Genomic DNA, 22,847 nt, shown 5'->3' with positions numbered 1-22,847 from the left:
GAACGCTCCCCGTTCTTGTTTCTCGTTCTGCGGGATGGCCCCTTGTGGCGGGTCGCTAGCGTTGAACGCATGATCTCTCGGCGCGGTGTGCTGATCGCGGCAGGACTCACGGTGCTACCTTCCCGTGCTGTGGCTTCAGCGGCTCCTGCGATCGTCAAGCCGTTGCCCGCCAGCGACTTCATCGTGCACGGCACCAACGCGGAGACACGCTGGGAAGCCTTGCGCGGCACCGGATCGCTGACGCCGGTGCCGAAGTTCTTCGTGCGCAACCACACTTCGACGCCCGTTCTGGACGCTGCTTCGTGGCGGCTCCAGATCCACGGGTCCGGTGTATCCAGGTCGTTGTCGTTGTCGCTGAACGACTTGCGGGCGCTGCCCTCCTGTTCGGTCGAGGCGGTGATCGAGTGCGCCGGCAACGGGCGGAGCTTCTTCGCGTCGCAGCAGGGGCAGAGCGTGGCCGGTACACCGTGGACGCTCGGCGCCGTCGGCAACGCGCGATGGCGTGGGGTGCCGCTGTCGGTGTTGTTGCGACTGGCCGGGATTCGCCGGTCCGCGCTGGACGTGTTGCCCGCCGGGCTGGACGCCGAGTACGTCACCGGCGGGGTGAACCTCGGCCGGGTGCGGCGGCCGTTGCCCGTCGCCAAGGCGTTGGACGACGTGCTGGTCGCCTACGAGATGAACGGCGAGGCCCTGCCGGTGGACCACGGGTTTCCGGCTCGGCTGGTGGTGCCGGGATGGGTCGGGATCGCGAGCATCAAGTGGCTGGGGTCTCTGGAGGTGTCCGAGACGCCGCTGCACTCGCCGTGGGACACGCAGTACTACCGGCTGCTCGGGCCCTCCTACCCGGCCGACGGGACGGTCGTGACCACGCAGGTGGCCAAGAGCGCGTTCGAGCTCGGCTGGAACGCGACCGTTCCGGCGGGGCGCCGGCTGCTGACCGGGCGTTCGTGGGCCCCTGGTGGGGTGCGGCGGGTTTCGGTGTCCACCGACGGGCGCACGTGGCGGCGGGCCACGCCGGTGTCGCGCGGAGGCTGGACCCGGTGGCAGATCCCCTGGCAGGCGACGCCGGGATCGCACGTGTTGCGGGTGCGGGCCGATGACCAGCCGGACGAGACGCCGTACAACACGCAGGGCTACCTGTTCGGGGCCGTGGTCAAGCACCCGGTGACGGTTGTCTAGGCGCTGTCCCGCACGACGAGCTTCGAGGGGAAGAACGTCACCGGGCCACTGCCGTTGTGGTCGAGCACGGCTCTCGCGGCCGCCGCGGCGATCTCCTCGACCGGGTGCGTGGACGTGGTGAGCGCCGGACGGCTGAGGCACGCGAACGCGATGTCGTCGAAGCCGGCGACCGCCACGTCCGAGGGCACCTTGACGCCGAGCGCGTGCAGTCCGTCGAGGACGCCGAGGGCGGTGAGGTCGCTGAGGGCGAACACCGCGTCGGTGTCCGGCCAGCACGTCATGATCTCGACCGCCGCGGCGGCACCGCGGGCCGCGGTGAAGTCGCCGGGCACGACCCTGGTCTCGCCGCCGCAGTCCTGCATCACCCGTCGATAGGCCTCGACGGCGCGGTCGCCGCACGGCAGCCAGGACGGGCCGGTGACCATCGCGATCCGGCGCCGGCCGGTGTTCACCAGGTGACGCACGACCCCGTCGGTGCCGGTGCGGTTGTCCACGTCGAACGACGGCACGTCGCGCGTGCCCACCCCGATCGCGGCGACCCTGCCGCGCAGGGCCCGCGGCACGGTCTCCAGGGCCGGTCGCGTCGGGTTGACCACCACCAGCCCGCCGAGCCCGCGGCCGCCCGCCAGCTCGGCGAGGGTGTGCGGGGCGCTCAGCGGAACCCAGTGCAGGGAGACGCCGACTTCGCGCTCGGCGGCGATGTGCGCTGCCGTGGTCAGGACGCGGCCCACGTAGGGATCGTCGAGCACGGCGGCGGTGTGGCCGATGACGGCGATGGCGAGGCGGGTGCCGCTGCGGGAGGCCAGGGCGCGGGCGGCGGCGTCCGGCACGTACCCCAGTTCGGCCACGGCCGTGGCGACCCGGTCACGCGCCCGTGCCGATGCCGGGCCCTGGCCGGTGACCACCCGGGAGGCGGTTGCCCGTGACACGCCAGCGGCCCGTGCCACGTCGTCCAGCGTCGCGCTGCGTTGTCCCCTCATCTCCTCAGTATTGCTGTGGAAGCGCTTCCATGTATGGGGTATGTACTTTGTGTATCGAGAAAGGAGGACCGGAATGACGGTCACGGTGTCGCGCAGGGAAGTCCGGGCCGCCGCGGCGGGGGTCGCGGTGACGTTCGGGCTCAACGGTGTCGCCGTGGCGACCTGGTTCGCCCGCGTGCCCGCCGCTCGCGACGCGCTCGGCCTGTCCGCGGGTGCGTTGGGGCTGTTGCTGCTGTCGATGTCCCTCGGCGCGTTCCTGGCGATGATCACGGCGGGGGAGGTCACGCATCGGCTCGGCGCCCGGCGCACGGTGTGCGTGTCGGCGGTGGTGGTCTCGTCCGGTCTCGCGGTGGCGGGCGTCGGGATCGGGGCGTTCCCGTCGGTGGCGCTGACGGCGATCGGGATCTTCGTGCTGGGCTACGGCTCTGGCACCTGCGACGTGGCGATGAACGTCGAAGCGGCGGAGGTCGAGCGCGCGCTCGGGCGAACGGTCATGCCGCGCTTCCACGCCATGTGGAGCCTCGGCACGGTGGCCGCCGCCGGTCTCGCGTCCCTGGTGGCGTGGGCGGTCCTGCCGGTGACCGCGCACCTGGCCGCAGTGGCGGTCGTGGTCGCGGTCGGCACGTTGGTGGCGGCGCGCACGTACCGGCTCGGCGGCGACGCGGCGCACGGTCACAGCAGCGGGGTCATGGCGGCGTGGCGGGAACCGCGCACGTTGCTGATCGGCGCGCTGGTGCTGGTGCTGGCGTTCACCGAGGGCACTGCGAACGACTGGGTGGCGGTGGCGTTCATCGACGGCCACAGGTTCGACCCGGCGGCGGGCGCGGTGGTGTTCGGCGTGTTCGTCACGACGATGACGTTCGGCCGGATCTTCGGCACGATCGCGCTGGACCGGTGGGGCCGCGTGCCGGTGCTGCTGATCAGCATGCTGCTGGCCGCAGCAGGCGTGGCGCTGGCGGTGTTCGGCGGGTCGCCGGTCGTGGCGGTCGCCGGCGTCGCGGTGTGGGGGCTGGGCACCGCGCTGGGCTTCCCGGTCGGCATGAGCGCCGCGGCGGACGACCCGGCGCACGCGGCGGCTCGGGTGAGCGTCGTGGCGGTCATCGGCTACACCGCGTTCCTCGCCGGTCCGCCGCTGGTCGGCCTGCTGGGCGACCACGTGGGTGTGCTGCGCGCGTTGTTGGTGGTGCCGCTGCTGTTGCTGCCGGCACTTGTGCTGGTGCCGACGCTGCGACGGCCTGACTAGGCCTGGGCGGAAGTGGTATCCGAAACCTCTGGCCTCGCTGGGTGCCCACACCTGCAAGTACCACCAACTCTTGATCGAATCGCCGTCAACTACACCCGATCTCGTCGCCGCCTGTCGAGCCGCTGCGGTGTTCTCAGCGGGAAGTGACCCCTGTTGGGTGTAGAAACACGCCTGTTGATGTTGAGTTGGTGGTACTTGCAGACGCCATGAGAGCCCAGGGCAGAGCGCCAGACGAGTAACGGACACAACTTCCGGCAGCCTGCTTAGGCCTGGGCGGACAGCTCTTCGGCCAGTTCCATGCAGCGCAGGCGGGCTGGGGAGAAGTCGTAAGGCATCTTGCCGGTGGCTTCGAACGCGTTCATGGAGTCATCGGCGGTAGCAGGGTGCGAAGTGTCCCAGGCGTCGAAGAGGGCATCGTCGTCCTCACCCAGGCCGGACTCTTCGATGACGGCCTGCAGGGCGTTTTCGAAAACGTGCCGTTCGACGGCCACTTGAGCCACCCGTGGATCATCGACGGCGACGCTGTCATCGAGTGCCTCCTCGGCGTCGTCGATGCGGTCGGACTCCTCGCACAGAGCGGGATGCGTGGCCAGGACGACGAAGCGGGTGGCCTGGACGGCCGCACCGAGCGGGCCGAAGATCCGCTCGGTGACCAGCAGGCTGTCCAGGTCCGCCGGACGCAGGGAGCCTTCTGGCGCGTTCCTGAGGCGTTCGGTGACGATGTCGGAGAGCAGGCCCATCCGGCTGCCTTCGGTGCGCATCCGCTGCACGGCCGTCCGTTGGCGCCGCAGTTCCGCCTCCTGTTCGGCGAGGGTTTCCTCCAACCGCTCCAGGATGCCCGCGATACCGTCTCCGCTGTCCGCACCGGCGGTGGTGAAGGCGTCCCGGATGTCGTCCAGGGCGATCCCGGCATTGGCCATCCTGCGAATCCACAGCAGGCGGATCATGTCCTCGTACCCGTAGCGGCGGCGGTCATCACCGCCCCGCTCGGGCTCGGGGAGCAGGCCGATCTCGTGGTAGTGGCGAATCGCCCGTGGCGTGGTGCCGGCGAAGGCCGCCGCGTCACCGATCTTGACCTGGCGGGGTGGCACGAACGACGAAGGCATGAGCGTGGATCTTTCCTCAAGGGATCGGGACGTGAGTCCACTGGACCACATGCCGTTACGGGAGGTGCAACCCCGCACACACGCATCAGTTCGGCACGGTCCGGGTGAGGGTGTGAAGATCGAGCGGTGACTGTCTCCGCGTGGGCACCCCTGCGCCGCAGTGCCTTCCGGGCGCTGTGGCTCGCCCAGTTCGCCTCCAACATCGGTACCTGGGCCCAGACGGTCGGCGCCCAGTGGCTCATGGGTGACCTGGGCGGCTCCGCGCTGCAGGTCGCGCTCGTCCAGACGGCCACCACGCTGCCGGTGTTCCTGCTGGTGGTGCCGTCGGGAGCGCTGGGCGACATCCTCGACCGGCGGAACGTGCTGATCTCCGGCCAGGCCCTGATGCTGGCCGGTGCCGCGGGGCTGATGTTGCTCGCGGGCACGGACAGGGCCACGCCGACGAGTCTGCTCGGGCTGCTGGCGCTGATGGCGATCGGGCAGGCGCTGTCGATGCCGTCGTTCCAGGCGATTCAGCCGGAACTGGTGTCGCGGGAGGAGATTCCGCAGGCCGCGCTGTTGAACGGCGTCAACATGAACGTCGGCCGCGCCATCGGTCCGGCACTCGGCGGGTTGCTCATCGCGCTGGCCGGGTCGGAGGCGACGTTCGCGTTCAACACCGTGTCGTTCCTCGGTGTGCTGATCGTGCTGGCGCGGTGGAAGAGGCCGTCGGACCACCGTCCACTCGGGACGGAACACATCACCACGGCGGTGCGGACCGGGGCGCGGTACGTGGCGAGCTCGCCGTTGTTCCGGCGGGTGTTGACGCGGCTGTTGCTGTTCATCGTGTTCGGCAGCGGGTTGTGGGCGTTGCTGCCGGCCATCGCGCGCGGGCCGCTGAAGCTCGACGCCAGCGGGTACGGCGTGCTGCTCGGCAGTGTGGGGGCAGGGGCGATCGGTGGCGCGTTCGTGGTGCCGAAGTTGTTGCAGCGCATGAGCAAGAACCGGATGGTGCTGTTCGCGACGTGGCTCTACGCGGCGGCCACGAGCACGGCCGTGCTGACGGAGAGCTTCGCGCTGGTGATCGTGGCGATGCTGCTGACGGGGGCCTGCTGGATCGCCACGCTGTCGACGTTCAACGCCACCGCGCAGGTGCTGCTGCCGTCGTGGACCCGCGCTCGTGCGCTCGCCTACTACCAGCTGATTCTCATGGGCGGACAGGCGTTGGGCGCCGTGGTGTGGGGTGCGATCGCGGACGCGTACGACCTCAGGGTGGCCATGATCGTGCCCGCGGTCGCGATGGCGGTGGGCGTGCTGGTGGCGACGAAGTGGTTGCCGCTGCTGGATCGCTCGCTCGACATCAGTCCGGCGACGTACTGGGACGCGCCGCCGGAACTCGACGAGACCGAGGCCGGGCCGGTGCTGGTGACCGTCGAGTGGCCGGTGGCCGCGGAGAACGAGGCCGAGTTCATCGACGCCATGCAACGGGTCGGCCGCGCCCGGCGCAGGACCGGCGCCACGATGTGGGGGCTGTTCCGGGACACCGAGAAGCCCGAGACGTTCCTGGAGACGTTCACCGTGGCGACCTGGCAGGAGCACCTGAGGCAGCACATCGAGCGCGGCACGGTCGTCGACCAGCAGAACCAGGCGGCCGCACGCGCGCTGGCCAAGGGGGACGCACACGTGCGGCACCTGTTGTACGCCGAACCGACGAAACCGGGGAACCGTTGAGTCCATAGCGGCGGGCTATGAACGGAAGGGATGCTCGCGGGCCTTCGCCGGGTGTGACGCTCCTGAGCACCTCACTACCCCTGCGGAGGACTCGATGCGATTAGCCGCACTGGTTCTTGCTCTCCTGGCCGGCCTGCTGGTTCCCGGCCCGGCCCAGGCCTCACCGGGCACGCCCACCAGCCCGTTGCTGCCACCCGAGGTCGCGCGGAACCTGCACCACGCGACGCCCCGGTCGACGATCTACGCGGCGGTGGCCGACTACCCGGCCGATCTGCGCGCGCTGGCCCACGTGCTGGACAACTACACCAGCGCCGACGACGCCACCGTGCACGCCGGCATGATCATGCTCTACCACGGCCACAGCCACCCCGAGTTCCTGGCCGCGGTGCGGGCCGAGCCCGAGATCCTGCGGGCCTTGCGCCGGTTCGTGGTGCGGAACCTGGCCCTCTTCGGCACCGGCCGTCAGTACCTGGTGCACAACGCGACCCGCGAACTTGGCAGGTTCTTGCAGCACAAGGGCATCGCACCGACGGTTCGGCCGTTGCTCGCTGACATGGCGTCACGCGGTGACGTCGTCGGACGGCTCGCACCGCTGTGGGTGGGCGTGGCCGAGATGGTCGACTGGTACGACAAGGCGAACTGCCGTCGTTACCGCACCTGCGACTTCCGCGCGACGATCGACCGCCGCGTGCTCACCGTCCGGCACACCTGTAGCCCGACCCTGCGCATCCGGGCCCAGCAGCTGACCCGGGCCCAGCTCCGCCAGACCTGCGCGTCGCTGGCGGGTCAGGACGCCGCGTTCCACCGGCTGGCGAACGATCCAGGACCCGTTGCCGGAGACAACAACACCTCGCTCGAGGTCGTCGTGTTCGACACGAGCAACGACTACCGCACGTACGCCGGGGTGCTGTTCGACATCGACACCAACAACGGCGGCATGTACCTGGAGGGTGACCCCGCGCTGAACCAGGCCCGGTTCGTCGCACACGAGGCCGACTGGCTGCCGACGTTCGCGATCTGGAACCTCAACCACGAGTACACCCACTACCTCGACGGCCGGTTCGACCTGCACGGCGACTTCGCGGAGAACATGACCACGCCGACCGTGTGGTGGGTCGAGGGTTTCGCGGAGTACCTCTCGTACACGTACCGAAACGAGGTCTACGCGGACGCGCTGGCGGAGGCGAAGAAGCAGACCTACGCGTTGAGCGCGCTCTTCGACACGACCTACGACCACGACACCAAACGCGTCTACAACTGGGGTTATCTCGCCGTGCGCTACCTCGTCGAGAAACACCCAGGGGACGTCACGGCGGTGTTGGCGGACTACCGCGCCGGTGACTGGGCCGGCGCGCGGGACCACCTCACCCGCGTGATCGGCAACCGCTACGACACCGACTGGTACGGCTGGCTCGCGGAAGTTCGTTAGCCCGCGCCGAAGCAGACCAGCGGAATGCGGCTGGCGGCGGGGGAGGCGTCGGCCAGCGCTCTGGCCGGTGCCGCCCCCGCCGTCAGCGCCCGGTGGTAGGCGCTCATGACGTCCACCACCAGGTCGTCCGGCACGCGGGCGACGCTCGCGATCACGCTGCTCGTGCCGGAGTGCAGCAACGCGGCGGTGAACCCGAGCGCCTCGTCACCGGCCCGCACGGTGGCCTGCCCGACGTCGCAGGCGGACAGCACGACGTGGCGCGGCGCGACCTTCAGCCGGGCCAGGTCGTAGGCCATCAACGGGCCGTCGGCCAGGTCCAGGCACGAGAACAGCACGTTGTCCGGCTCGTGATGGCCGTGCGCGACCAGGTGCGCGACGTCCACCCCGTCGAGGGCCTCCAGCACGGCCTCGACGGTCGCGGTGTCACGGGTGAGACACCGCGCCGCCGGGTGGATCGCCCCGATCCCGATGATCTCCTTCTCCGCGTGGTGCAACCGCGGCCCGCTCGCCAGCAGCGCACCCTGCCTCGGCGCGCGGGCGGCCTGCCTGCCGAACGACCACGTCGACGCCGACAACGCCACCGTCACCGGCCGGCCGCGGAACTCCGGCAGGAGTCCCCAGGGCAGGGCGCTGATGTGCTTCGTCGGCACGACCACGACGTCCCGACCGCCGAGGAGATCGCTCAGGGGTGCGACGACGGCGGCGCTGAGCGACCGCACGTTGTCGTCGATCGAGGCCGCCACCGCCGCTTCGAGCCGGGCCGGCAACCGCCTGCCGCACAACACGTCGAGGTCGTTGAGCAGCCGGACGACCGTCTCCACGACCACGCCGGTGCCGCCGAGCGGGACGAGCCGCATCCGGCTTCGGTCGACGACCAGCGCGAAGAGGTGGCCGGCGCGGTCGAAGAAGCTGACCATCACCTGGTCGGTCTCGGCGAGCTGGGCCTGGACCTCGGTGGCGCTCACGACCCGGCGTGCCGCGCCACCGCCCTCCCACTGCCAGGTTCGCTGCCGGATGAGCCGTTCGAGATCGGCGCACCGCGCTCGGGTCGCGGGGTCGCGGCCGCCGCGGACCTGGACCTCGCGCAGGTTGTGGCTGAGCTGCCGCAGTTCCGCGAGCGCCTCCCGCGCGACCGGATCGGCGGGCGGCTGGACGGGGGTGAGCCGGAACGACTGGGCACGGCAGCGTTCGGTCCACGAGAACACCAGCCGGGGCGATCCGCTGGCCAGCGCCACGTCGAGGCCGCGCACGGCGAGCTCGGCGCCGGTGGTGGCGAGCGCGGCGCGTAGCTCGGTGCTGCCCCACCGGCTGCGCTGGGCCTGCAGCAGGTCGAGTCCCGAACGCAGTTCGCGCAACGCCGGACCCGGTTCCAGCTGCCCGGCCCGGACCAGCCTGCGCAGCAACCGGACCTCCACCGGCCCGCCGCGTCCGGCCACGGCCGCGACGGGCCGTCCGGCCTCCAGCAGGGCGCGGGCCGCGAGCAGGTCCGCGAGTTCGGCGTCGTGCTTCAGGCCGAGCGCGCGCAGCCGGACCGCCAGTTGCCCGCACCGCGCGGCGATCTGGGTCGCGGGCCCGCCCGCGGCGAGGCGTGAGCGCATCGCGGTCAGGTCGGCGATGGCGGCCCACGCGTGATCACCGTGGCGGCGGAACCGGCGGCCCGCGCGCATCGCCCAGTCCCGTGCCGTACCCGGCTGCCCGGTGGCGAGCGCGGCCTGCGCGCGGGTCAGCTCGGCCCAGGCGTAGTCGACGCTGAACCGGTCGGTCGTGAACATCGCGAACGCCGAGTCGAGCTCCCGCCCGGCCTCTCCGGCGAGGCCAGCCGACAGCAGCGCGCGGGCCTTGTCCATGGCCAGCACCGGCAGGTAACCGGGACCGTGCTGCCCGTACCCCGAGGCGGCCTCCTCGAAGGAACGCAACGCCGCCGGGATGTCCCCGTCGAGCACGGCGCAGTAGCCGAGGGCGTGCGCCACCTTGGCCTCGGTGAGCGCGAACCCCTCGCGGGCCGCGATCTCCCCGCACACCCGCAGGTCCTCGCGCGCCCGGCCGGTCCGGCCGACACCGAGGCCGATCGAGACCCTGGTGAGCAGCGCGGAGGTGAGCGGGAACGGTTCCCCGTCGCGGATCAGCCGCGGCACGGCGGCGTCGAGCTGCCGCAACGCCTCGGTCACCCGGCCCGCGCGGTGCAGCACCAGGGCGCGTTGCTGCCACAGGATCGGTCGGTCGTGCTCGGTGACGACGTGGTCGGCGGCGTCGAGCGTGGCGAGGCCGCGGGCGGTGTCGCCCAGCTCGGCCTCGGCGAGTCCCAGGCTGATCAGCACGTGCGAGGTGACCACCCGGTGCGTCAGCGCGTCGGGGGAGACCTCCGGCGACCAGTTCAACAACCGCAGCGCGGCGCGCAGCTTCCGCGCCCCAGCACCGGGTCTGCCGCTGTTGGTCAGCAGCGACCCCTCCTCGCGCAGCCTCCGCGCGCGCTCCTCTGTCGTCATAGGACGATCGCGGGGGTGACGACGGTCGCGCCGGCGGTGCGCATGACGAACTGGACGAGGCCGTGCCCGACGTCGTCGACGACGAAGCGGCCCAGCGGCGAGGTGTCCACCGGCGTGGTGCTCGTCGCGGTGCGCAGTTCCAGGTCGCAACCGGGCGGGGTCAGCCACCCGTCGATCCGCACGCGCCCGTCGTCGTGGACCTGGAGCTGCACCATGAGCGCGACCTCGTCGCCGCACTCGAAGGTGATCTGCCGGGCCGTTTCACCCCGTGTGCCCGCGAGCGCCTCGACCTGTTCGATCCGCGCGATGTCGAACTCGGTGTCCAGGTCCGCGGCGAACTGCGCGCACGCGACGAGTTCGGGCGGCATGGGGTCGAGCGCGGCGTGCAGGTCGCGCAGCTCGTCGAGGACGCGGAGGTCCTGAGCGTTGAACGGCGAGGTCATGACGAACCTCGTCGCAGCTGGTCGTGGAGCTTGTCCAGACACCTCTTGCGAGTCGGCCCCACGCTGCCGTGTTTCATGCCGAGCGCCTCCGCGATCATCGCGTAGTCCGGCCTCGGGATGAAGGCCACGTACCGCAGCAGTTCCCGGCACCGCTGGTCGAGCCGCGCGACGGCGTCCCACAACCGCCGCTTCTGGTCGTCCAGCCCGGCCAGCTCCTCGGGGCCGGGCGCGGGATCGGCTCCCTCGGGCTCGTGCGCGGTGAGAACCTCGGCGCGGAGCCGGTCGCGCACCCGCCAGCACTCCCGTTTCGTGGTGGTGATCAACCAGCCGGCCAGCGCGACCGGGGTGCGGACCTGCCGCATGTCGCGCAGGAGCGAAAGCCAGGCCGTCTGCACGACGTCCTGGCTGGTCTCCCGGTCGAGGCCCTGCGATCTGGCCACGTGCCACAGCAACGGGCTCAGCGCCGCGACGAGATCGCGGAACGCCTGACGATCGCCATCGCGGGCCGCCGCGAACAGGGCCGCGGCGCCCGCGAAGGGGCGATCGTCGACGTTCACGGAGCCGGGTCCGGTGGCTTCGCCGCTTCCTGGACCTTGGTGACCGCGTCCCTCGCCCGTTTCATCGCCTGGTCGAATTCGTCCTTGCCCGTGACCGTCCCCGGTGCCATGCCGTGCACCGCGTTCGCGAGGTGCGCCGCGACGTGCGGTGCCGCGAACGAGGTGCCCGTCCAGACACCGAACGGGCTGTGCGTGTGGTCGTCCACGTCCGGTGACTGCCGGAACTGCGGCAGGTCCTGCCGGTTGACCGCGGCCACCTGCACCGCGGGCTGACGGCTCGCGTTGGCGTCCTGGGGGAACGTGCTGATCACGTTGGTGCCGGTGGCGTAGCACGTCACCGAAGGACCCTCGTTGGTGAACAACGCCTTGCTGCCGTTGGGGTTGAGCGCACCTACGGAGACGACCGGAGGCGTGGTGAGCCTGTCCTCGATCGTGGACAGGCTGGCGGGGAAGAACCGCTGGGACGAGGCGGAGTTGCCCGCCGCGGCCACCACGAGCACCCCGCGTTTGCGCAGTTCGTGGATCTGCACGGCGAGCGGGGAGGTCGCCTCCTCCTCTTTCGGTCGCTCGAACAGGTACCCCATCGAGAGCGACACGACGTCGACCATCCTCGGCGGGGTTTCCGACGTTCCGTCGATCCTCTTGACGAGCCCCTTCAGGGCAGCGACGACAGCGCCCTCCGTGGCGACACCGTCGGTGCCCATGACGCGGACGGCCAGCACCGTCGCCTTGGGAGCGATCTGCGCGATGATGCCCGCGCAGAACTCGCCGTGCCCGAAGCACCACGCCTGGGTGCCGACGAGCGGATTGCGGCTCAGCGGCTCGTCCTTGGGGTGCTTGATGACCTCGGCGGGGTGGCCCTGCTCCAGCACGTAGCGGCCGGCCTTCTTCACAGCCCTCTGGATCTCGGCGTCGACCTCCACGTACGACCCGGTTTTCCAGTCCTTCACGGGCAGGCCGGTCTTCAGCGGCGGGATGCCGAGCCAGGTGTTCTCGCCGATCCCGGTGTCGAGCACCGCGACCACCGCGGGCCGGCCCAGCGTCGTGGTGCCCGACCGGTCGATCGCCGGCAGCTCCACCGAGACGGGACCGTCCAGGTAGCCCGAGGTTGCGGCGCCCCCGAACGGTGGCATGAATCCCTGGATGGGACCCGGAACGCCGCCGAGGTCCCCGACCCACCCGGACGCGAACATGAGGTGGTTCAGCGAGATCCGGTCGCCGATGTCCTTGTTGGCGCGGAGGGCCTGCAGCGCGGTCCACGCGTCGATGTCGACGGGCCGTTCGGCGGGCTGGAGCACGACGGGTACGGCCGATGCCAGCTCTTCCGGTGGCACCGCTGCCTCGCCGCGCCGCAGTGTGTCGCGCCGGTCGGTCAGCGTCGGGAGCTTCATCCCGACCGGTGCCAGCAGGCCGTCCAGGTCGGCGTTGCGCTCGATCAGCAGGTCACGCGGGATCAGCAGCACCGACGACACGTAGGCGGTGGGCCGCTCGGCCGGACCGACCTCCGGGGTCCGGTCGGACGCGCGGACCGGTGACTGCGCGGACGTCGAGGGTTCCAGCACGCGCGCGCCGTGCCGTCTGAGCACATCGTCCGGTACCTCGAACGGCAGTCCGGTGTCCTCGTTCGCCGGATTCGCGCCCGTTCGCCCCTCGTCCTCCGACGCGTCGGCGTAGGTCCCTGGCCAGTAGATCGTCATGTGGTTTCCCCTCCGAACCAGCCGTGACTCGCCGCCGCACCTCGGATGGTGGCCGTGTCGCCCGAGCAGGGCAAGGCCTTTGGGGCCAACCGGGTGACGGGAGTCCTCACGGTCGACACGGGTGGGTGGCGGGGCCGCCAGATACATCGGGTTTTCCGATGCGGAGGGCGGTCAGGAGTAGACCGGCTGGTTCGCTTCCCACCACGGCCGGAAGGACGGGCTCGCGAGCGCCTGCGTGGCGTAGGCGTCGAGGACCGCGGCGAACACCCGGTTGGTCTGCTCCCAGGTCAGCCGCTCGCGCCGCCACGCGAACACCAGCCGCATCCGCATCGGCGCCCCCGCCAGCGGCCGCACGGCCACGCCCGGACCGCCCTGCGACGTCGGTTCGACCAGTTGCACCGCCTTGCCCGCCGCGATCAGCTGCCGGCCGGCCCCGCTCGGCATCTCGAACCGGATCCGCGGCACGTACCCGACCGCTCGGCAGGCCGCGCGCAGCGTCGTCAGCGAGCCGTCCTCGGCGCCGGGTGGTCCCACCCAGGACTCTCCGGCCAGGTCGGCGAGCCGGACCTCGCGTTCCGCGGCGAGCGGGTGGGTGGCGGGCAGCGCGATGTAGACCGGCACCCAGGGCACCACGATCCGTTGCGCCACCCCGCGGGGCAGGCCCAGGTCCTGTTCCTCGTCGACCGCGATCACCGCGGCGTCCAGGTGTCCGTTCGCCAGCGCCAGTGCCAGGCCGGTCGACGACGGGTCGACCACCAGGGTCACGTCGTCGAGCACCTCTTCCAGCCGTGCGTACAGTGGCGCGACGCACTCCATGTGCACCGAGCCGAGGCGGACCGGACCGTCGCGGCCGGCCATGTCCGACCCGAACGCCTCCAGCTCCACCAGCAACAACCGGGCCCGCTGCAGCATCTGCGTGCCCAGCGCGGTAGGAATGGCGCCGGCCCGGCCGCGGTCGAACAGCTTGCCGCCGACCAGGCGCTCGACCCGTTGCAGCAGGGTGGTGAGCGACGGCTGGGAGATGCCGAGCTGCGTCGCCGCGCGCGACAGGCTGCCCGCGTCGCCGATGGCGCAGATCGCCCGCAGGTGCCGGATCTCCAGTTCCATAGCCTGAGGCTATCCCCGTTCTGGATTGGCGGGACCCCTCCGGAAGCGGGGAGGCTGGGCAGAAAGACGTTCTCGAAGGGACCGGAATTGGCTCGGACACGCCGCGACATGGCGAAACTGGTGGACGCGGACGGTTTCCGCACCTACATCCGCGACGGCTGGGGCGAGTGGGACAGTGCCGTCGACCTGCCGCGCGGCACCGCCGAGGCGGCCGCGGCCCATCGCACCAGGCTCGTCCAGGCGCTGCCAGGCAAGCGGATCGCGCTGGCCGCGGGACGGGCGCACGTCCGGTCGAACGACACGTTCCACGAGTTCCGCGCGGACAGCGACTTCGTGTGGCTGACCGGGTGTCAGGTCGAGGGCGCGGTGCTGGTGATGTCCGGCGAGGACGCCACGCTGTTCGTGCCGGTGCCGTCGGAGGTCCACAGCGTCGACTTCTTCGGCGACGCCGACCGCAGCCCGTTCTGGATCGGCGCCGCGGCCGGCCCGAAGGAGTGGGGTGCGGCGCTCGGCATCACGGCCCGCCCGCTCGAGGACCTCGCCAACGCCCTGCGCGGCCGGCACCCCGAGACGCTCACCGCCAAGGGCCTCGACCCGTTGCTCGACGCCCTCACCGGCAGTCACAGCGACGAGCTGCGCACCGTGCTGGCCGAGTTGCGCCGGATCAAGGACGACTGGGAGATCGACCAGCTGCGCCAGGCCGTCGACGCGTCCGTCAAGGGCTTCGCCGACGTCGCCATGGAGCTCGGCCAGGCCGTGCGCGGCGGGGGAGAGCGGTGGCTGCAGGGCACGTTCGACCGGCGCGCCCGCACCGAGGGCAACGGTCCCGGCTACACCTCGATCGTCGCCGCCGGCCCGCACGCCCCGGTCCTGCACTGGACCCGCTGCGACGGCCGGGTGAACGAGGCCGACCTGCTGCTGCTCGACGCCGGCGTGGAGATGAACAGCCTCTACACCGCGGACGTCACCCGCACCTTCCCGGTCGGCGGCGAGTTCAGCGCGGCCCAGCGCCAGGTGTACGACCTGGTGCACAAGTCGCACGTTGCCGCTTTGGCCGAAGTGAGGCCCGGCAACGACTACAGCGCCTTCCACCACACCGCGATGCAGGTGCTCGCGGAGGGCCTGCACGACTGGGGCCTGCTGCCGGTCAGCGTCGACAAGGCCCTCGACCCGAACGGCCAGCACCACCGGCGCTACATCGTCTGCGGCACCGGGCACTTCCTCGGCCTGGACGTGCACGACTGCGCCGACGCCCGCCAGGAGACCTACCAGCAGGGCATCCTGGAACGCGGCATGGCGCTGACCGTCGAGCCCGGCCTGTACTTCCACCCCAACGACGAGACGCTGCCGCCGGAGCTGCGCGGCATCGGCGTGCGCATCGAGGACGACCTCGTCGTCACCTCGACCGGCGCCGACATCCTCTCCGACGCCCTCCCCATCGAGGCCGACGACGTGGCCGCCTGGGTCCGCAAACAGCGCTCCTAGCCATGAACGGCGCTTTTGTGGACCTCAGGTCCACAAAAGCGCCGTTCATGGCTCGTCCTAAGTGGACGGGGTGGAGCGGGCCCAGGCGAAGGTGAGTTCTACGGCTCGCTTCCAGTTCGCGTATTCGTTTTCGCGGTGGTGGGCATCCATTGCCGGGTTCCACCGCGCGGCCAGGTGCCAGTTGCGCCGCAGCCCCTCCAGGTCCGGCCAGTAGCCGGAGGCGAGCCCCGCGGCGTAGGCGGCACCCAGCGACACGGTCTCCGCCACCAGCGGCCGCACCACCGGGATGTCCAGCACGTCCGCGATGAACTGCATCAACAGGTGGTCGGCGGTCATCCCGCCGTCCACCTTCAGCACCGGCGTCGGCGCCCCGAGGTCGGCGTTCATCGCGTCGACGACCTCCCGGGTCTGCCACCCGGTCGCCTCCAGCACGGCCCGCGCGAGGTGGCCCTTGTTGATGTACGACGTGAGCCCGACGACGAGCCCGCGGGCCTGCGCGAGCCAGTGCGGCGCGAACAACCCGGAGAACGCGGGCACGATGTAGCAACCGCCGTTGTCCTTCACCGTGCGCGCCAGCGTCTCGATCTCCGGCGCGCTGTGGATCAGCCCGAGGTTGTCGCGGAACCACTGCACCAGCGACCCGGCGACGGCGATCGAGCCCTCCAGCGCGTAGGTGGGCTCGGGGCCGATCTGGTAGCCGATCGTGGTCAGCAACCCGTGCTTGGACACCACGAGCTCGTTGCCGGTGTTCATCAACAGGAAGCCGCCGGTGCCGTACGTGCCCTTGATCGACCCCTTCTCGAAGCACGTCTGCCCGAACAACGCCGCGTGCTGGTCGCCCAGCGCGGCCGTGATCGAGATACCGGGCACCACGCGCGTCGTCTTGCCGTGGATCTCGGACGACGGCCGGATCTCCGGCAGCATCGACGCGGGCACGCCGAAGAAGTCCAGCAGCATCGGATCCCATTGCCGCGTACCGAGGTTCATCAGCATGGTCCGCGACGCGTTGGTCACGTCGGTGACGTGCAGGCCGCCGTTCACGCCGCCGGTGAGGTTCCAGATCAGCCAGGTGTCCATCGTGCCGAACAGGACGTCGCCGCGCTCGGCCTTCTCCCGCAGCCCTGCCACGTTGTCGAGCTGCCAGCGCAGCGACGGCGCCGAGAAGTAGTTCGCCAGCGGCAGTCCGCAGCGCTCGCGGACCTCCTCGATGCCGGGCTGTTTCTCAAGCTCCGCAACGAGTTCCTCGGTGCGGATGTCCTCCCAGACGATCGCGCGGCCCACCGGGACACCGGTGTGCCGGTCCCACACCACGAACGTCTCGCGCTGGTTCGTGATGCCCAGCGCCACCACCTGGTCGGCGGTGATCCCGGCCTGCCGCAACGCCTGCGGCATGATCCGGTCGACGTTGCGCCAGATCTCCACGGCGTCCTGTTCCACCCAGCCGGGCCGTGGGTGGTACTGCCGGTGCTCGCGCTGGGCGACCGCGACCAGGCGGGCGTTCTGGTCGAACACGATGCAGCGCGTCGACGTCGTCCCCTGGTCGATCGCCATCACAAACCGTTGCACGCCGAGCCCTCAGTTCTCGTCGACGAGAGATGTGGTGACCGCGTCGGCGGCCTGGACGACCTGACGCACCAGCGTCGCGCGCGGCCGTCCGGTGGAGTCGCACAACCGGTCCACCGCACCGGAGATGCCGATCGCTCCGACGACGAGCCCGCCAGGGATCCGGATGGGCGCGGCGATGCTGGCCTCACCTGGCATGTACTCCTCGGCCTCGCCGGCCCAGCCCTGCGCCCGCACCTCGGTCAGCACCCGCTCCAGCGCCTGGGTGCGGGTGATCGTCCGGCGGGTCAGCGACGTCAGCTCCCGCCGGCGTGCGGCCGCCGACAGGTCCGGGTCGTAGGCGAGCAGCACCTTGCCGAGCGCGGTGGCGTGCAACGGCAGCATCGCGCCGATGCCGAGGGTCTGCACGGAGTCGTCCGGCCGGAACACGTGGTGCACGACGAGCACGGCGGCGTCGTGGTGCATGCCGATGCGCACCTCCTGGCCCGACCGCGCGGCGAGCGTGTCGGCCCAGTTGATCGAACGGGAACGCAGTTCGTTCGCGTCGAGGTAGGAGGTACCGAGGTGCAGCAGTGCCGCGCCGAGGCGGTAGCGGCCGGTGGCCTGGTCCTGCTCGACGAACTCGACCCGTTGCAGCGTACGGAGAATCCCGTGCGCGGTGCCGCGCGCAAGACCGAGCGAGTCGGCGATCTCTGTGAGACCGTGGTGGCCGGAGCCACGCGCGAGGAGCCGCAGCACGGCTGCGGCGCGTTCGATCGACTGGATGGGTCCCGGCACGCGAGAAACGTAATTCAGACGACCCGTGTCGGCAATGTCGAACAGCTAGGGCCGTCATCGCCCCTGGATACAGGCCTGAAACGCCTTGTCTGCGCGCAGCGTGACCGGTCGGTCACGCGTTGGGTGCCCATGGGTGTCGACATTGTCGAAACGTGCCCGTTGAGCAGGCGTGACGTGGGTCATTACGTTCCGCGTCAATCACCACGGGGTGATCAGCCGTTCTCAGACGATTGGGAGGCCAGCGTGGGTCTCGGGTCAGTGTTCCTCAGCGAGGTGCTCGGTACGGGCGTCCTGCTGTTGCTGGGTGCGGGCGTGGTGGCCAACGTGCTGCTCGCCAAGTCGAAGGGCTTCGACGGCGGTTGGCTGTTGATCAACTTCGGCTGGGGCCTAGGCGTCTTCGCCGGTGTGTACGTCGCCTACAAGTCGGGCGCGCACCTCAACCCGGCCGTCACGGTCGGCATTCTGACCAGCGGTGCGGCGGAGTACGCCCCTGGCGTTCCGGTCGGCTTCGGCTCGACGATCGTGTACTTCGCCGGTGAGCTCCTCGGCGCGTTCCTCGGTGCCGTGCTCGCCTGGCTCGCGTACAAGCCGCACTTCGACGAGACGCCCGACGAGGGCCTCAAGCTGGCGGTGTTCTCCACCGGCCCGGCGATCCGCAGCTACACCTGGAACCTGGTGTGCGAGGTCATCGGCACGTTCGTCCTGGTCTTCGTGATCCTCGCGTTCGGCAAGACCCCGACCCAGATCGGCCCGCTGGCCGCGGCGCTGCTGGTCGTCGGCATCGGTGCCTCGCTCGGTGGCCCCACCGGCTACGCGATCAACCCGGCTCGCGACCTCGGCCCGCGCATCGCGCACGCCCTGCTGCCGCTGTCCTACAAGGGCACCGACGGTGAAGCCGTCGGCAAGAAGGACTCGGACTGGGGTTACTCCTGGATTCCGGTCGTCGGCCCGATCGTCGGCGGTGCCATCGCCGGTGTCGTCGCCTCGCTCGTGTTCTGACCATCCTGAAAGGACAAACTTCGATGACGCAGTACGTTCTCGCCGTCGACCAGGGCACGACCAGCACCAGGGCGATCATCTTCGACCACGGCGGCTCCATCGTCGCCGTGGGCCAGAAGGAACACGAGCAGATCTTCCCGCGGGCCGGCTGGGTCGAGCACAACCCGGTGGAGATCTCCGAGAACACCCGGTTCGTGATCGGCCAGGCGCTCGCCGCCGCCGACCTCAACACCGGTGACCTCGCCGCGGTCGGCATCACCAACCAGCGCGAGACCGCGGTGGTGTGGGACAAGAACACCGGCGAGCCCGTCTACAACGCGATCGTCTGGCAGGACACCCGCACGCAGGCCATCGTCGAGGAGCTCGGTGCTCTCGGCGGCGGTGCCGAGCGCTACAAGGCGAAGGTCGGCCTGCCGCTGGCGACCTACTTCTCCGGCCCGAAGATCCGCTGGATCCTCGACAACGTCGAGGGCGCCCGTGAGCGGGCCGAGGCCGGCGACCTGCTGTTCGGCAACACCGACACGTGGACGCTGTGGAACCTCACCGGCGGCCCCAACGGCGGTGTGCACGCCACGGACGTCACCAACGCGTCGCGCACCATGCTGATGGACCTCGACACGCTGCAGTGGGACGCCGAGATCGCCGGGGAGATGGGCATTCCGGTGTCCATGCTGCCGGAGATCCGTTCCTCCTCCGAGGTCTACGGCAACGGCGGCCCCGGCGGCGTGCTGAAGGGCGTGCCGATCGCGGGCATCCTCGGCGACCAGCAGGCGGCGACGTTCGGCCAGGCCTGCTACGAGCCGGGCACCGCCAAGAACACCTACGGCACCGGCAACTTCATGCTGCTCAACACCGGTACCGAGAAGGTCGCCTCGAAGAACGGCCTGCTGACCACGGTCTGTTACAAGATCGGCGACGAGGCCCCGGTCTACGCGCTGGAAGGCTCGATCGCGGTCACCGGCTCGCTGGTGCAGTGGCTGCGCGACAACCTCGGCATCATCGGCTCCGCACCGGAGATCGAGACGCTGGCGCGGTCGGTCGAGGACAACGGTGGCGCGTACTTCGTGCCGGCGTTCTCGGGCCTGTTCGCCCCGTACTGGCGGGCGGACGCGCGGGGCGCGGTCGTCGGCCTGACCCGGTTCGTGAACAAGGGCCACCTCGCCCGCGCCGTGCTGGAGGCGACGGCGTTCCAGACCCGCGAGGTCCTGGACGCGATGAACGCCGACTCCGGCGTGCCGCTGACCGAGCTGAAGGTCGACGGCGGCATGGTCCAGAACGAACTGCTCATGCAGTTCCAGGCCGACGTTCTCGACGTGCCGGTCGTGCGTCCCGTGGTCGCCGAGACGACCGCCCTGGGCGCCGCGTACGCCGCCGGTCTCGCCGTGGGCTACTGGTCGTCGCTGGACGAGCTGCGCTCGAACTGGGCAGAGGACAAGCGCTGGACGCCCGAGCTGGCGGCCGACGAGCGCGAGCGCGAGTACCGCAACTGGAAGAAGGCCGTCACCAAGTCGTTCGACTGGGTCGACTCCGACGTCCGCTGATTTTCTTCTGAGGAGCTGAAGAAGTTGTTCGCAAGGCTGGATCCGGCTCGGCGTGCTCGGTCCCTGGAGGCTTTGGACAGCACGGAGTTCGACGTTCTCGTCGTCGGAGGCGGTGTGGTCGGTGCGGGCGCTGCGCTCGACGCGGCCTCCCGCGGACTCTCCGTCGCGCTCGTCGAGGCCGAAGACTGGGCGGCGGGCACGTCGAGCCGGTCCAGCAAGCTCGTCCACGGCGGGCTGCGGTACCTGGAGCAGCTGGAGTTCAAGCTGGTCCGGGAAGCTCTGAAGGAACGCGGCCTGTTGCTGCGCCGGCTCGCACCGCACCTGGTGCGGCCGGTGCCGTTCCTCTTCCCGTTGAAGAAGCAGTGGGAACGCGCTTATGTCGGCGCGGGCGTGCTGCTGTACGACTCGATCGGCGGCGCCGGTGCGGTGCCGATGCACCGGCACCTGTCCCGCCGGAAGATGGCTTCTCTGGGGCCGTCTCTGGATTCCGACGCCTTCGCCGGCGCGATCCGTTACTACGACGCGCAGATGGACGACGCACGTCTGGTGGCCACACTGGTCCGCACGGCCGCGCAGCACGGTGCGACGGTGGTGTCCCGGGCGCGCGTGACTTCGTTGCTGCGCAACGACGGCCGGGTTGTGGGTGCCTCGGTGCGTGACGAGCTTTCCGGCGTGACGCACGTGGTGCGGGCTCGTCGGGTGATCAGCGCCACCGGTGTGTGGACCGACTCGCTGAACTCGATGTCGCCGGGTGCTCCGCCGTTCCACGTGCGGATGTCCAAGGGCGTGCACGTCCTGGTGGAGCGGTCGAAGATCCAGCTGGACGGCGGGCTGATCACGCAGACCGAGAAGTCGGTGCTGTTCGTGATCCCGTGGGGCGCCTACTGGATCATCGGCACCACGGACACGCCGTACTCCGGCTCACCTGAGGACGTCTCCGCCACTTCCGAGGACGTCTCCTACATCCTCGACCACGTCAACGCCGTGCTGCGGTCACCACTTTCGATCGACGACGTCGTTGGCACGTACGCGGGTCTGCGGCCGTTGCTCGACGGGGCTTCCGGCGACACGGCGAAGCTCTCCCGCGAACACGCCGTCGCGCAGCCCGAGCCGGGCTTCTTCGTGATCGCCGGCGGCAAGTACACGACCTACCGCGTGATGGCCGCCGACGTCGTCAACGCCGCAGTCGACGGCCTGGGACGTGCCGTCGCGCCGTCGCTGACCGCCCGGCTGCCGTTGTGCGGCGCGGTCGGCTACCAGGAGCTGTGGGCGGACCGGACTCGAGTCGCCGCCGAGTCCGGCCTGCCCACGTCCACAGTGGAGCGTCTGCTGCGCCGCTACGGCTCGGCCGTCTCCGACGTGCTGGCGTTGGCCGCGCAGGACTCCTCGCTGGCCGCGCCGGTGGCGGGGTATCTCGCGGCGGAGATCGTGTACGCCGTGACGCACGAGGGCGCGCTGGGGCTGGAGGACGTGCTGGCCCGGCGGACCCGGATCGCCATGGAGCATCTGGACTTCGGTGCCTCGGTGGCCGATCAGGTCGCCGACCTGATCGCGGGTCCGCTGGGCTGGTCGGACGCAGAACGTGTCGCTGCTGTTGACGCATACCGAGCGAGTACGGAGTTGGCGGCGAGATGAGATGGACAGCGCGGAGCTGATCGAGAGGTTGCGGCGAGAGGGCGGCTTCCGGCTGCTCCCGCTGCTGGGGAACACCGGGCAGGTCGCAGGGGTGCACCTGTCCCGGTTCCTCCCCGGCGGACACCTCGACGTGATCCAGGCCTGGGACGACCGGTGGGCTGCCTACGCCCGGCTGCCGGACACGCTGGACGCCGGGGCACCGTTCGCCGGGCCGGTCGGCGGGATGGTGCGGAGCGGGCCGTTCGCCCGGATCGCGGCCCCGTTGCTGCCGATTCAGTCTGGAATCATTTGGCACGGACTTACCGCCCCTTAGGCGGCCCGCGCGAGTGTGTTCGCCATGATGAGAGCACTCGCGCTGGCCCTCCTGGCCGTGGTGGCGACGGCACCCGCCGCGCACGCCGCCAGCCCGGTCAGCCTGACCGACGGTTTCTACGTCGACCCGGACTCCAACCCCGCCGTGTGGGTACGCGACCACCCCGGCGACGGTCGCCAGGCCGCGATCAAGGCGAACATCTCCAGCAAGTCGATCGCCCGCTGGTTCGGCAACTGGAGCGGTGACATCAAGACCGCGGTCAGCGGCTACGTGAACAAGACCGGCACCAAGTTGCCCGTCCTGGTCGCGTACAACATCCCCGGCCGGGACGCGTGCGGCGGGCACTCCGGTGGTGGCGCCGGGACGCCGGACGCCTACCGCACCTGGATCAACGCGTTCGCCGAGGGCATCGGCACCCGGCCCGCCGTCGTGGTGATCGAGCCGGACTCACTGGCGGACTTCAACTGCATGGACGGCGCCAAGATCGCCGAGCGCACCGCGATGATCAAGTACGCCACCGAGCAGTTCAAGGCCAAGGCGCCCAACACGTGGGCCTACCTCGACGCCGGCAACGCGCAGTGGGTGCCCGCGGGCACC

General features: G+C 70.6%; 19 protein-coding genes. 10 read left to right on the top strand and 9 right to left on the bottom strand.

Annotation, left to right across the window (positions count from 1 at the left end; all coding sequences use genetic code 11):
- The first annotated feature begins 69 nt into the window (after nucleotides 1-69).
- Nucleotides 70-1,179, top strand: coding sequence for a sulfite oxidase (locus tag B0F77_RS44380; protein ID WP_086669077.1), 1,110 nt, complete (start codon nucleotides 70-72; stop codon nucleotides 1,177-1,179).
- Here the strand turns inward: B0F77_RS44380 and B0F77_RS44375 are convergent.
- A complete protein-coding gene (locus tag B0F77_RS44375) occupies nucleotides 1,176-2,159 on the bottom strand; it encodes a LacI family DNA-binding transcriptional regulator (RefSeq protein WP_086669076.1) in 984 nt (327 codons plus the stop codon). The genes B0F77_RS44380 and B0F77_RS44375 overlap by 4 nt on opposite strands.
- Nucleotides 2,160-2,232: 73 nt before the next feature.
- Here B0F77_RS44375 and B0F77_RS44370 point away from each other — a divergent pair, with 73 nt between their 5' ends.
- On the top strand, nucleotides 2,233-3,402 hold the full coding sequence (locus B0F77_RS44370) for an MFS transporter (protein ID WP_086669075.1): 1,170 nt from the start codon (nucleotides 2,233-2,235) through the stop codon (nucleotides 3,400-3,402).
- A 263-nt stretch (nucleotides 3,403-3,665) separates the two neighbouring features.
- On the opposite strand, the gene B0F77_RS44365 is transcribed toward B0F77_RS44370, so the two are convergent.
- Nucleotides 3,666-4,508: a MerR family transcriptional regulator gene (locus B0F77_RS44365; protein ID WP_086669074.1), complete on the bottom strand. Its 843-nt coding sequence runs from the start codon at nucleotides 4,506-4,508 to the stop codon at nucleotides 3,666-3,668.
- Nucleotides 4,509-4,634: 126 nt separating this feature from the next.
- Here B0F77_RS44365 and B0F77_RS44360 point away from each other — a divergent pair, with 126 nt between their 5' ends.
- Together B0F77_RS44360 and B0F77_RS44355 are read left to right on the top strand one after the other, a co-directional pair.
- Nucleotides 4,635-6,218, top strand: a complete 1,584-nt coding sequence (locus B0F77_RS44360; protein ID WP_086669073.1) for an MFS transporter — start codon at nucleotides 4,635-4,637, stop codon at nucleotides 6,216-6,218.
- Between the two features lie 94 nt (nucleotides 6,219-6,312).
- Nucleotides 6,313-7,647, top strand: a complete 1,335-nt coding sequence (locus B0F77_RS44355; protein ID WP_086669072.1) for a collagenase — start codon at nucleotides 6,313-6,315, stop codon at nucleotides 7,645-7,647.
- On the opposite strand, the gene B0F77_RS44350 is transcribed toward B0F77_RS44355, so the two are convergent.
- The 5 genes from B0F77_RS44350 to B0F77_RS44330 all read right to left on the bottom strand — a co-directional run bounded on the left by B0F77_RS44350 (nucleotide 7,644) and on the right by B0F77_RS44330 (nucleotide 13,937).
- Nucleotides 7,644-10,133, bottom strand: a complete 2,490-nt coding sequence (locus B0F77_RS44350; protein ID WP_086669071.1) for a CHAT domain-containing protein — start codon at nucleotides 10,131-10,133, stop codon at nucleotides 7,644-7,646. The genes B0F77_RS44355 and B0F77_RS44350 overlap by 4 nt on opposite strands.
- On the bottom strand, nucleotides 10,130-10,576 hold the full coding sequence (locus B0F77_RS44345) for a hypothetical protein (RefSeq protein ID WP_086669070.1): 447 nt from the start codon (nucleotides 10,574-10,576) through the stop codon (nucleotides 10,130-10,132). Before B0F77_RS44345 ends, B0F77_RS44350 begins: the two co-directional genes overlap by 4 nt.
- Nucleotides 10,573-11,133 carry an RNA polymerase sigma factor gene (locus B0F77_RS44340; RefSeq protein WP_086669069.1) on the bottom strand — a complete coding sequence of 187 codons (561 nt, stop codon included), beginning with the start codon at nucleotides 11,131-11,133 and terminating at the stop codon, nucleotides 10,573-10,575. The genes B0F77_RS44345 and B0F77_RS44340 overlap by 4 nt, the downstream gene beginning before the upstream one ends.
- On the bottom strand, nucleotides 11,130-12,830 hold the full coding sequence (locus B0F77_RS44335) for a S8 family serine peptidase (RefSeq protein ID WP_158102998.1): 1,701 nt from the start codon (nucleotides 12,828-12,830) through the stop codon (nucleotides 11,130-11,132). The genes B0F77_RS44340 and B0F77_RS44335 overlap by 4 nt, the downstream gene beginning before the upstream one ends.
- A 171-nt stretch (nucleotides 12,831-13,001) precedes the next feature.
- The gene (locus B0F77_RS44330) at nucleotides 13,002-13,937 is read right to left on the bottom strand and encodes a LysR family transcriptional regulator (RefSeq protein WP_086669067.1); all 936 of its coding nucleotides are present in this window, start codon (nucleotides 13,935-13,937) and stop codon (nucleotides 13,002-13,004) included.
- Between the two features lie 108 nt (nucleotides 13,938-14,045).
- Between B0F77_RS44330 and B0F77_RS44325 the strand changes: the two genes are divergently transcribed.
- Nucleotides 14,046-15,422 (top strand): aminopeptidase P family protein, encoded by a 1,377-nt coding sequence (locus tag B0F77_RS44325; RefSeq protein WP_086669066.1) that lies wholly within the window; start codon nucleotides 14,046-14,048, stop codon nucleotides 15,420-15,422.
- A 57-nt stretch (nucleotides 15,423-15,479) separates the two neighbouring features.
- On the opposite strand, the gene glpK (B0F77_RS44320) is transcribed toward B0F77_RS44325, so the two are convergent.
- A complete protein-coding gene (gene glpK / locus B0F77_RS44320) occupies nucleotides 15,480-16,973 on the bottom strand; it encodes a glycerol kinase GlpK (RefSeq protein ID WP_086669065.1) in 1,494 nt (497 codons plus the stop codon).
- Nucleotides 16,974-16,997: 24 nt separating this feature from the next.
- Complete coding sequence (locus B0F77_RS44315; protein ID WP_086669064.1) at nucleotides 16,998-17,762, bottom strand: IclR family transcriptional regulator; 765 nt, start codon at nucleotides 17,760-17,762, stop codon at nucleotides 16,998-17,000.
- Between the two features lie 243 nt (nucleotides 17,763-18,005).
- Between B0F77_RS44315 and B0F77_RS44310 the strand changes: the two genes are divergently transcribed.
- The 5 genes from B0F77_RS44310 to B0F77_RS44290 all read left to right on the top strand — a co-directional run.
- Nucleotides 18,006-18,761 carry an MIP/aquaporin family protein gene (locus tag B0F77_RS44310; protein ID WP_086669063.1) on the top strand — a complete coding sequence of 252 codons (756 nt, stop codon included), beginning with the start codon at nucleotides 18,006-18,008 and terminating at the stop codon, nucleotides 18,759-18,761.
- Between the two features lie 23 nt (nucleotides 18,762-18,784).
- Nucleotides 18,785-20,302: a glycerol kinase GlpK gene (glpK, locus tag B0F77_RS44305; protein ID WP_086669062.1), complete on the top strand. Its 1,518-nt coding sequence runs from the start codon at nucleotides 18,785-18,787 to the stop codon at nucleotides 20,300-20,302.
- A gap of 24 nt (nucleotides 20,303-20,326) precedes the next feature.
- Nucleotides 20,327-21,937, top strand: a complete 1,611-nt coding sequence (gene glpD / locus B0F77_RS44300; RefSeq protein ID WP_086669061.1) for a glycerol-3-phosphate dehydrogenase — start codon at nucleotides 20,327-20,329, stop codon at nucleotides 21,935-21,937.
- A 1-nt stretch (nucleotide 21,938) separates the two neighbouring features.
- Complete coding sequence (locus tag B0F77_RS44295) at nucleotides 21,939-22,250, top strand: hypothetical protein (RefSeq protein WP_086669060.1); 312 nt, start codon at nucleotides 21,939-21,941, stop codon at nucleotides 22,248-22,250.
- A 24-nt stretch (nucleotides 22,251-22,274) separates the two neighbouring features.
- A partial coding sequence (locus tag B0F77_RS44290) for a glycoside hydrolase family 6 protein (protein ID WP_211294349.1) occupies nucleotides 22,275-22,847 on the top strand: 573 nt, incomplete at its 3' end.

Origin of the sequence: Lentzea kentuckyensis (assembly GCF_002150765.1) — a bacterium.
Lineage (GTDB): Bacteria > Actinomycetota > Actinomycetes > Mycobacteriales > Pseudonocardiaceae > Lentzea > Lentzea kentuckyensis.
This window is presented reverse-complemented; position numbering and strand designations above follow the sequence as displayed.

Excerpts from the sequence above, each read along its gene's own strand:
- B0F77_RS44330 (WP_086669067.1), bottom strand. The coding sequence starts at position 13,937 with ATGGAACTGGAGATCCGGCACCTGCGGGCGATCTGCGCCATCGGCGAC.
- B0F77_RS44365 (WP_086669074.1), bottom strand. The coding sequence starts at position 4,508 with ATGCCTTCGTCGTTCGTGCCACCCCGCCAGGTCAAGATCGGTGACGCG.
- B0F77_RS44355 (WP_086669072.1), top strand. The coding sequence starts at position 6,313 with ATGCGATTAGCCGCACTGGTTCTTGCTCTCCTGGCCGGCCTGCTGGTT.
- glpK (WP_086669065.1), bottom strand. The coding sequence starts at position 16,973 with ATGGCGATCGACCAGGGGACGACGTCGACGCGCTGCATCGTGTTCGAC.
- B0F77_RS44295 (WP_086669060.1), top strand. The coding sequence starts at position 21,939 with ATGGACAGCGCGGAGCTGATCGAGAGGTTGCGGCGAGAGGGCGGCTTC.
- glpK (WP_086669062.1), top strand. The coding sequence starts at position 18,785 with ATGACGCAGTACGTTCTCGCCGTCGACCAGGGCACGACCAGCACCAGG.
- B0F77_RS44350 (WP_086669071.1), bottom strand. The coding sequence starts at position 10,133 with ATGACGACAGAGGAGCGCGCGCGGAGGCTGCGCGAGGAGGGGTCGCTG.
- B0F77_RS44345 (WP_086669070.1), bottom strand. The coding sequence starts at position 10,576 with ATGACCTCGCCGTTCAACGCTCAGGACCTCCGCGTCCTCGACGAGCTG.
- B0F77_RS44325 (WP_086669066.1), top strand. The coding sequence starts at position 14,046 with ATGGCGAAACTGGTGGACGCGGACGGTTTCCGCACCTACATCCGCGAC.
- B0F77_RS44335 (WP_158102998.1), bottom strand. The coding sequence starts at position 12,830 with ATGACGATCTACTGGCCAGGGACCTACGCCGACGCGTCGGAGGACGAG.
- B0F77_RS44380 (WP_086669077.1), top strand. The coding sequence starts at position 70 with ATGATCTCTCGGCGCGGTGTGCTGATCGCGGCAGGACTCACGGTGCTA.
- B0F77_RS44375 (WP_086669076.1), bottom strand. The coding sequence starts at position 2,159 with ATGAGGGGACAACGCAGCGCGACGCTGGACGACGTGGCACGGGCCGCT.
- B0F77_RS44370 (WP_086669075.1), top strand. The coding sequence starts at position 2,233 with ATGACGGTCACGGTGTCGCGCAGGGAAGTCCGGGCCGCCGCGGCGGGG.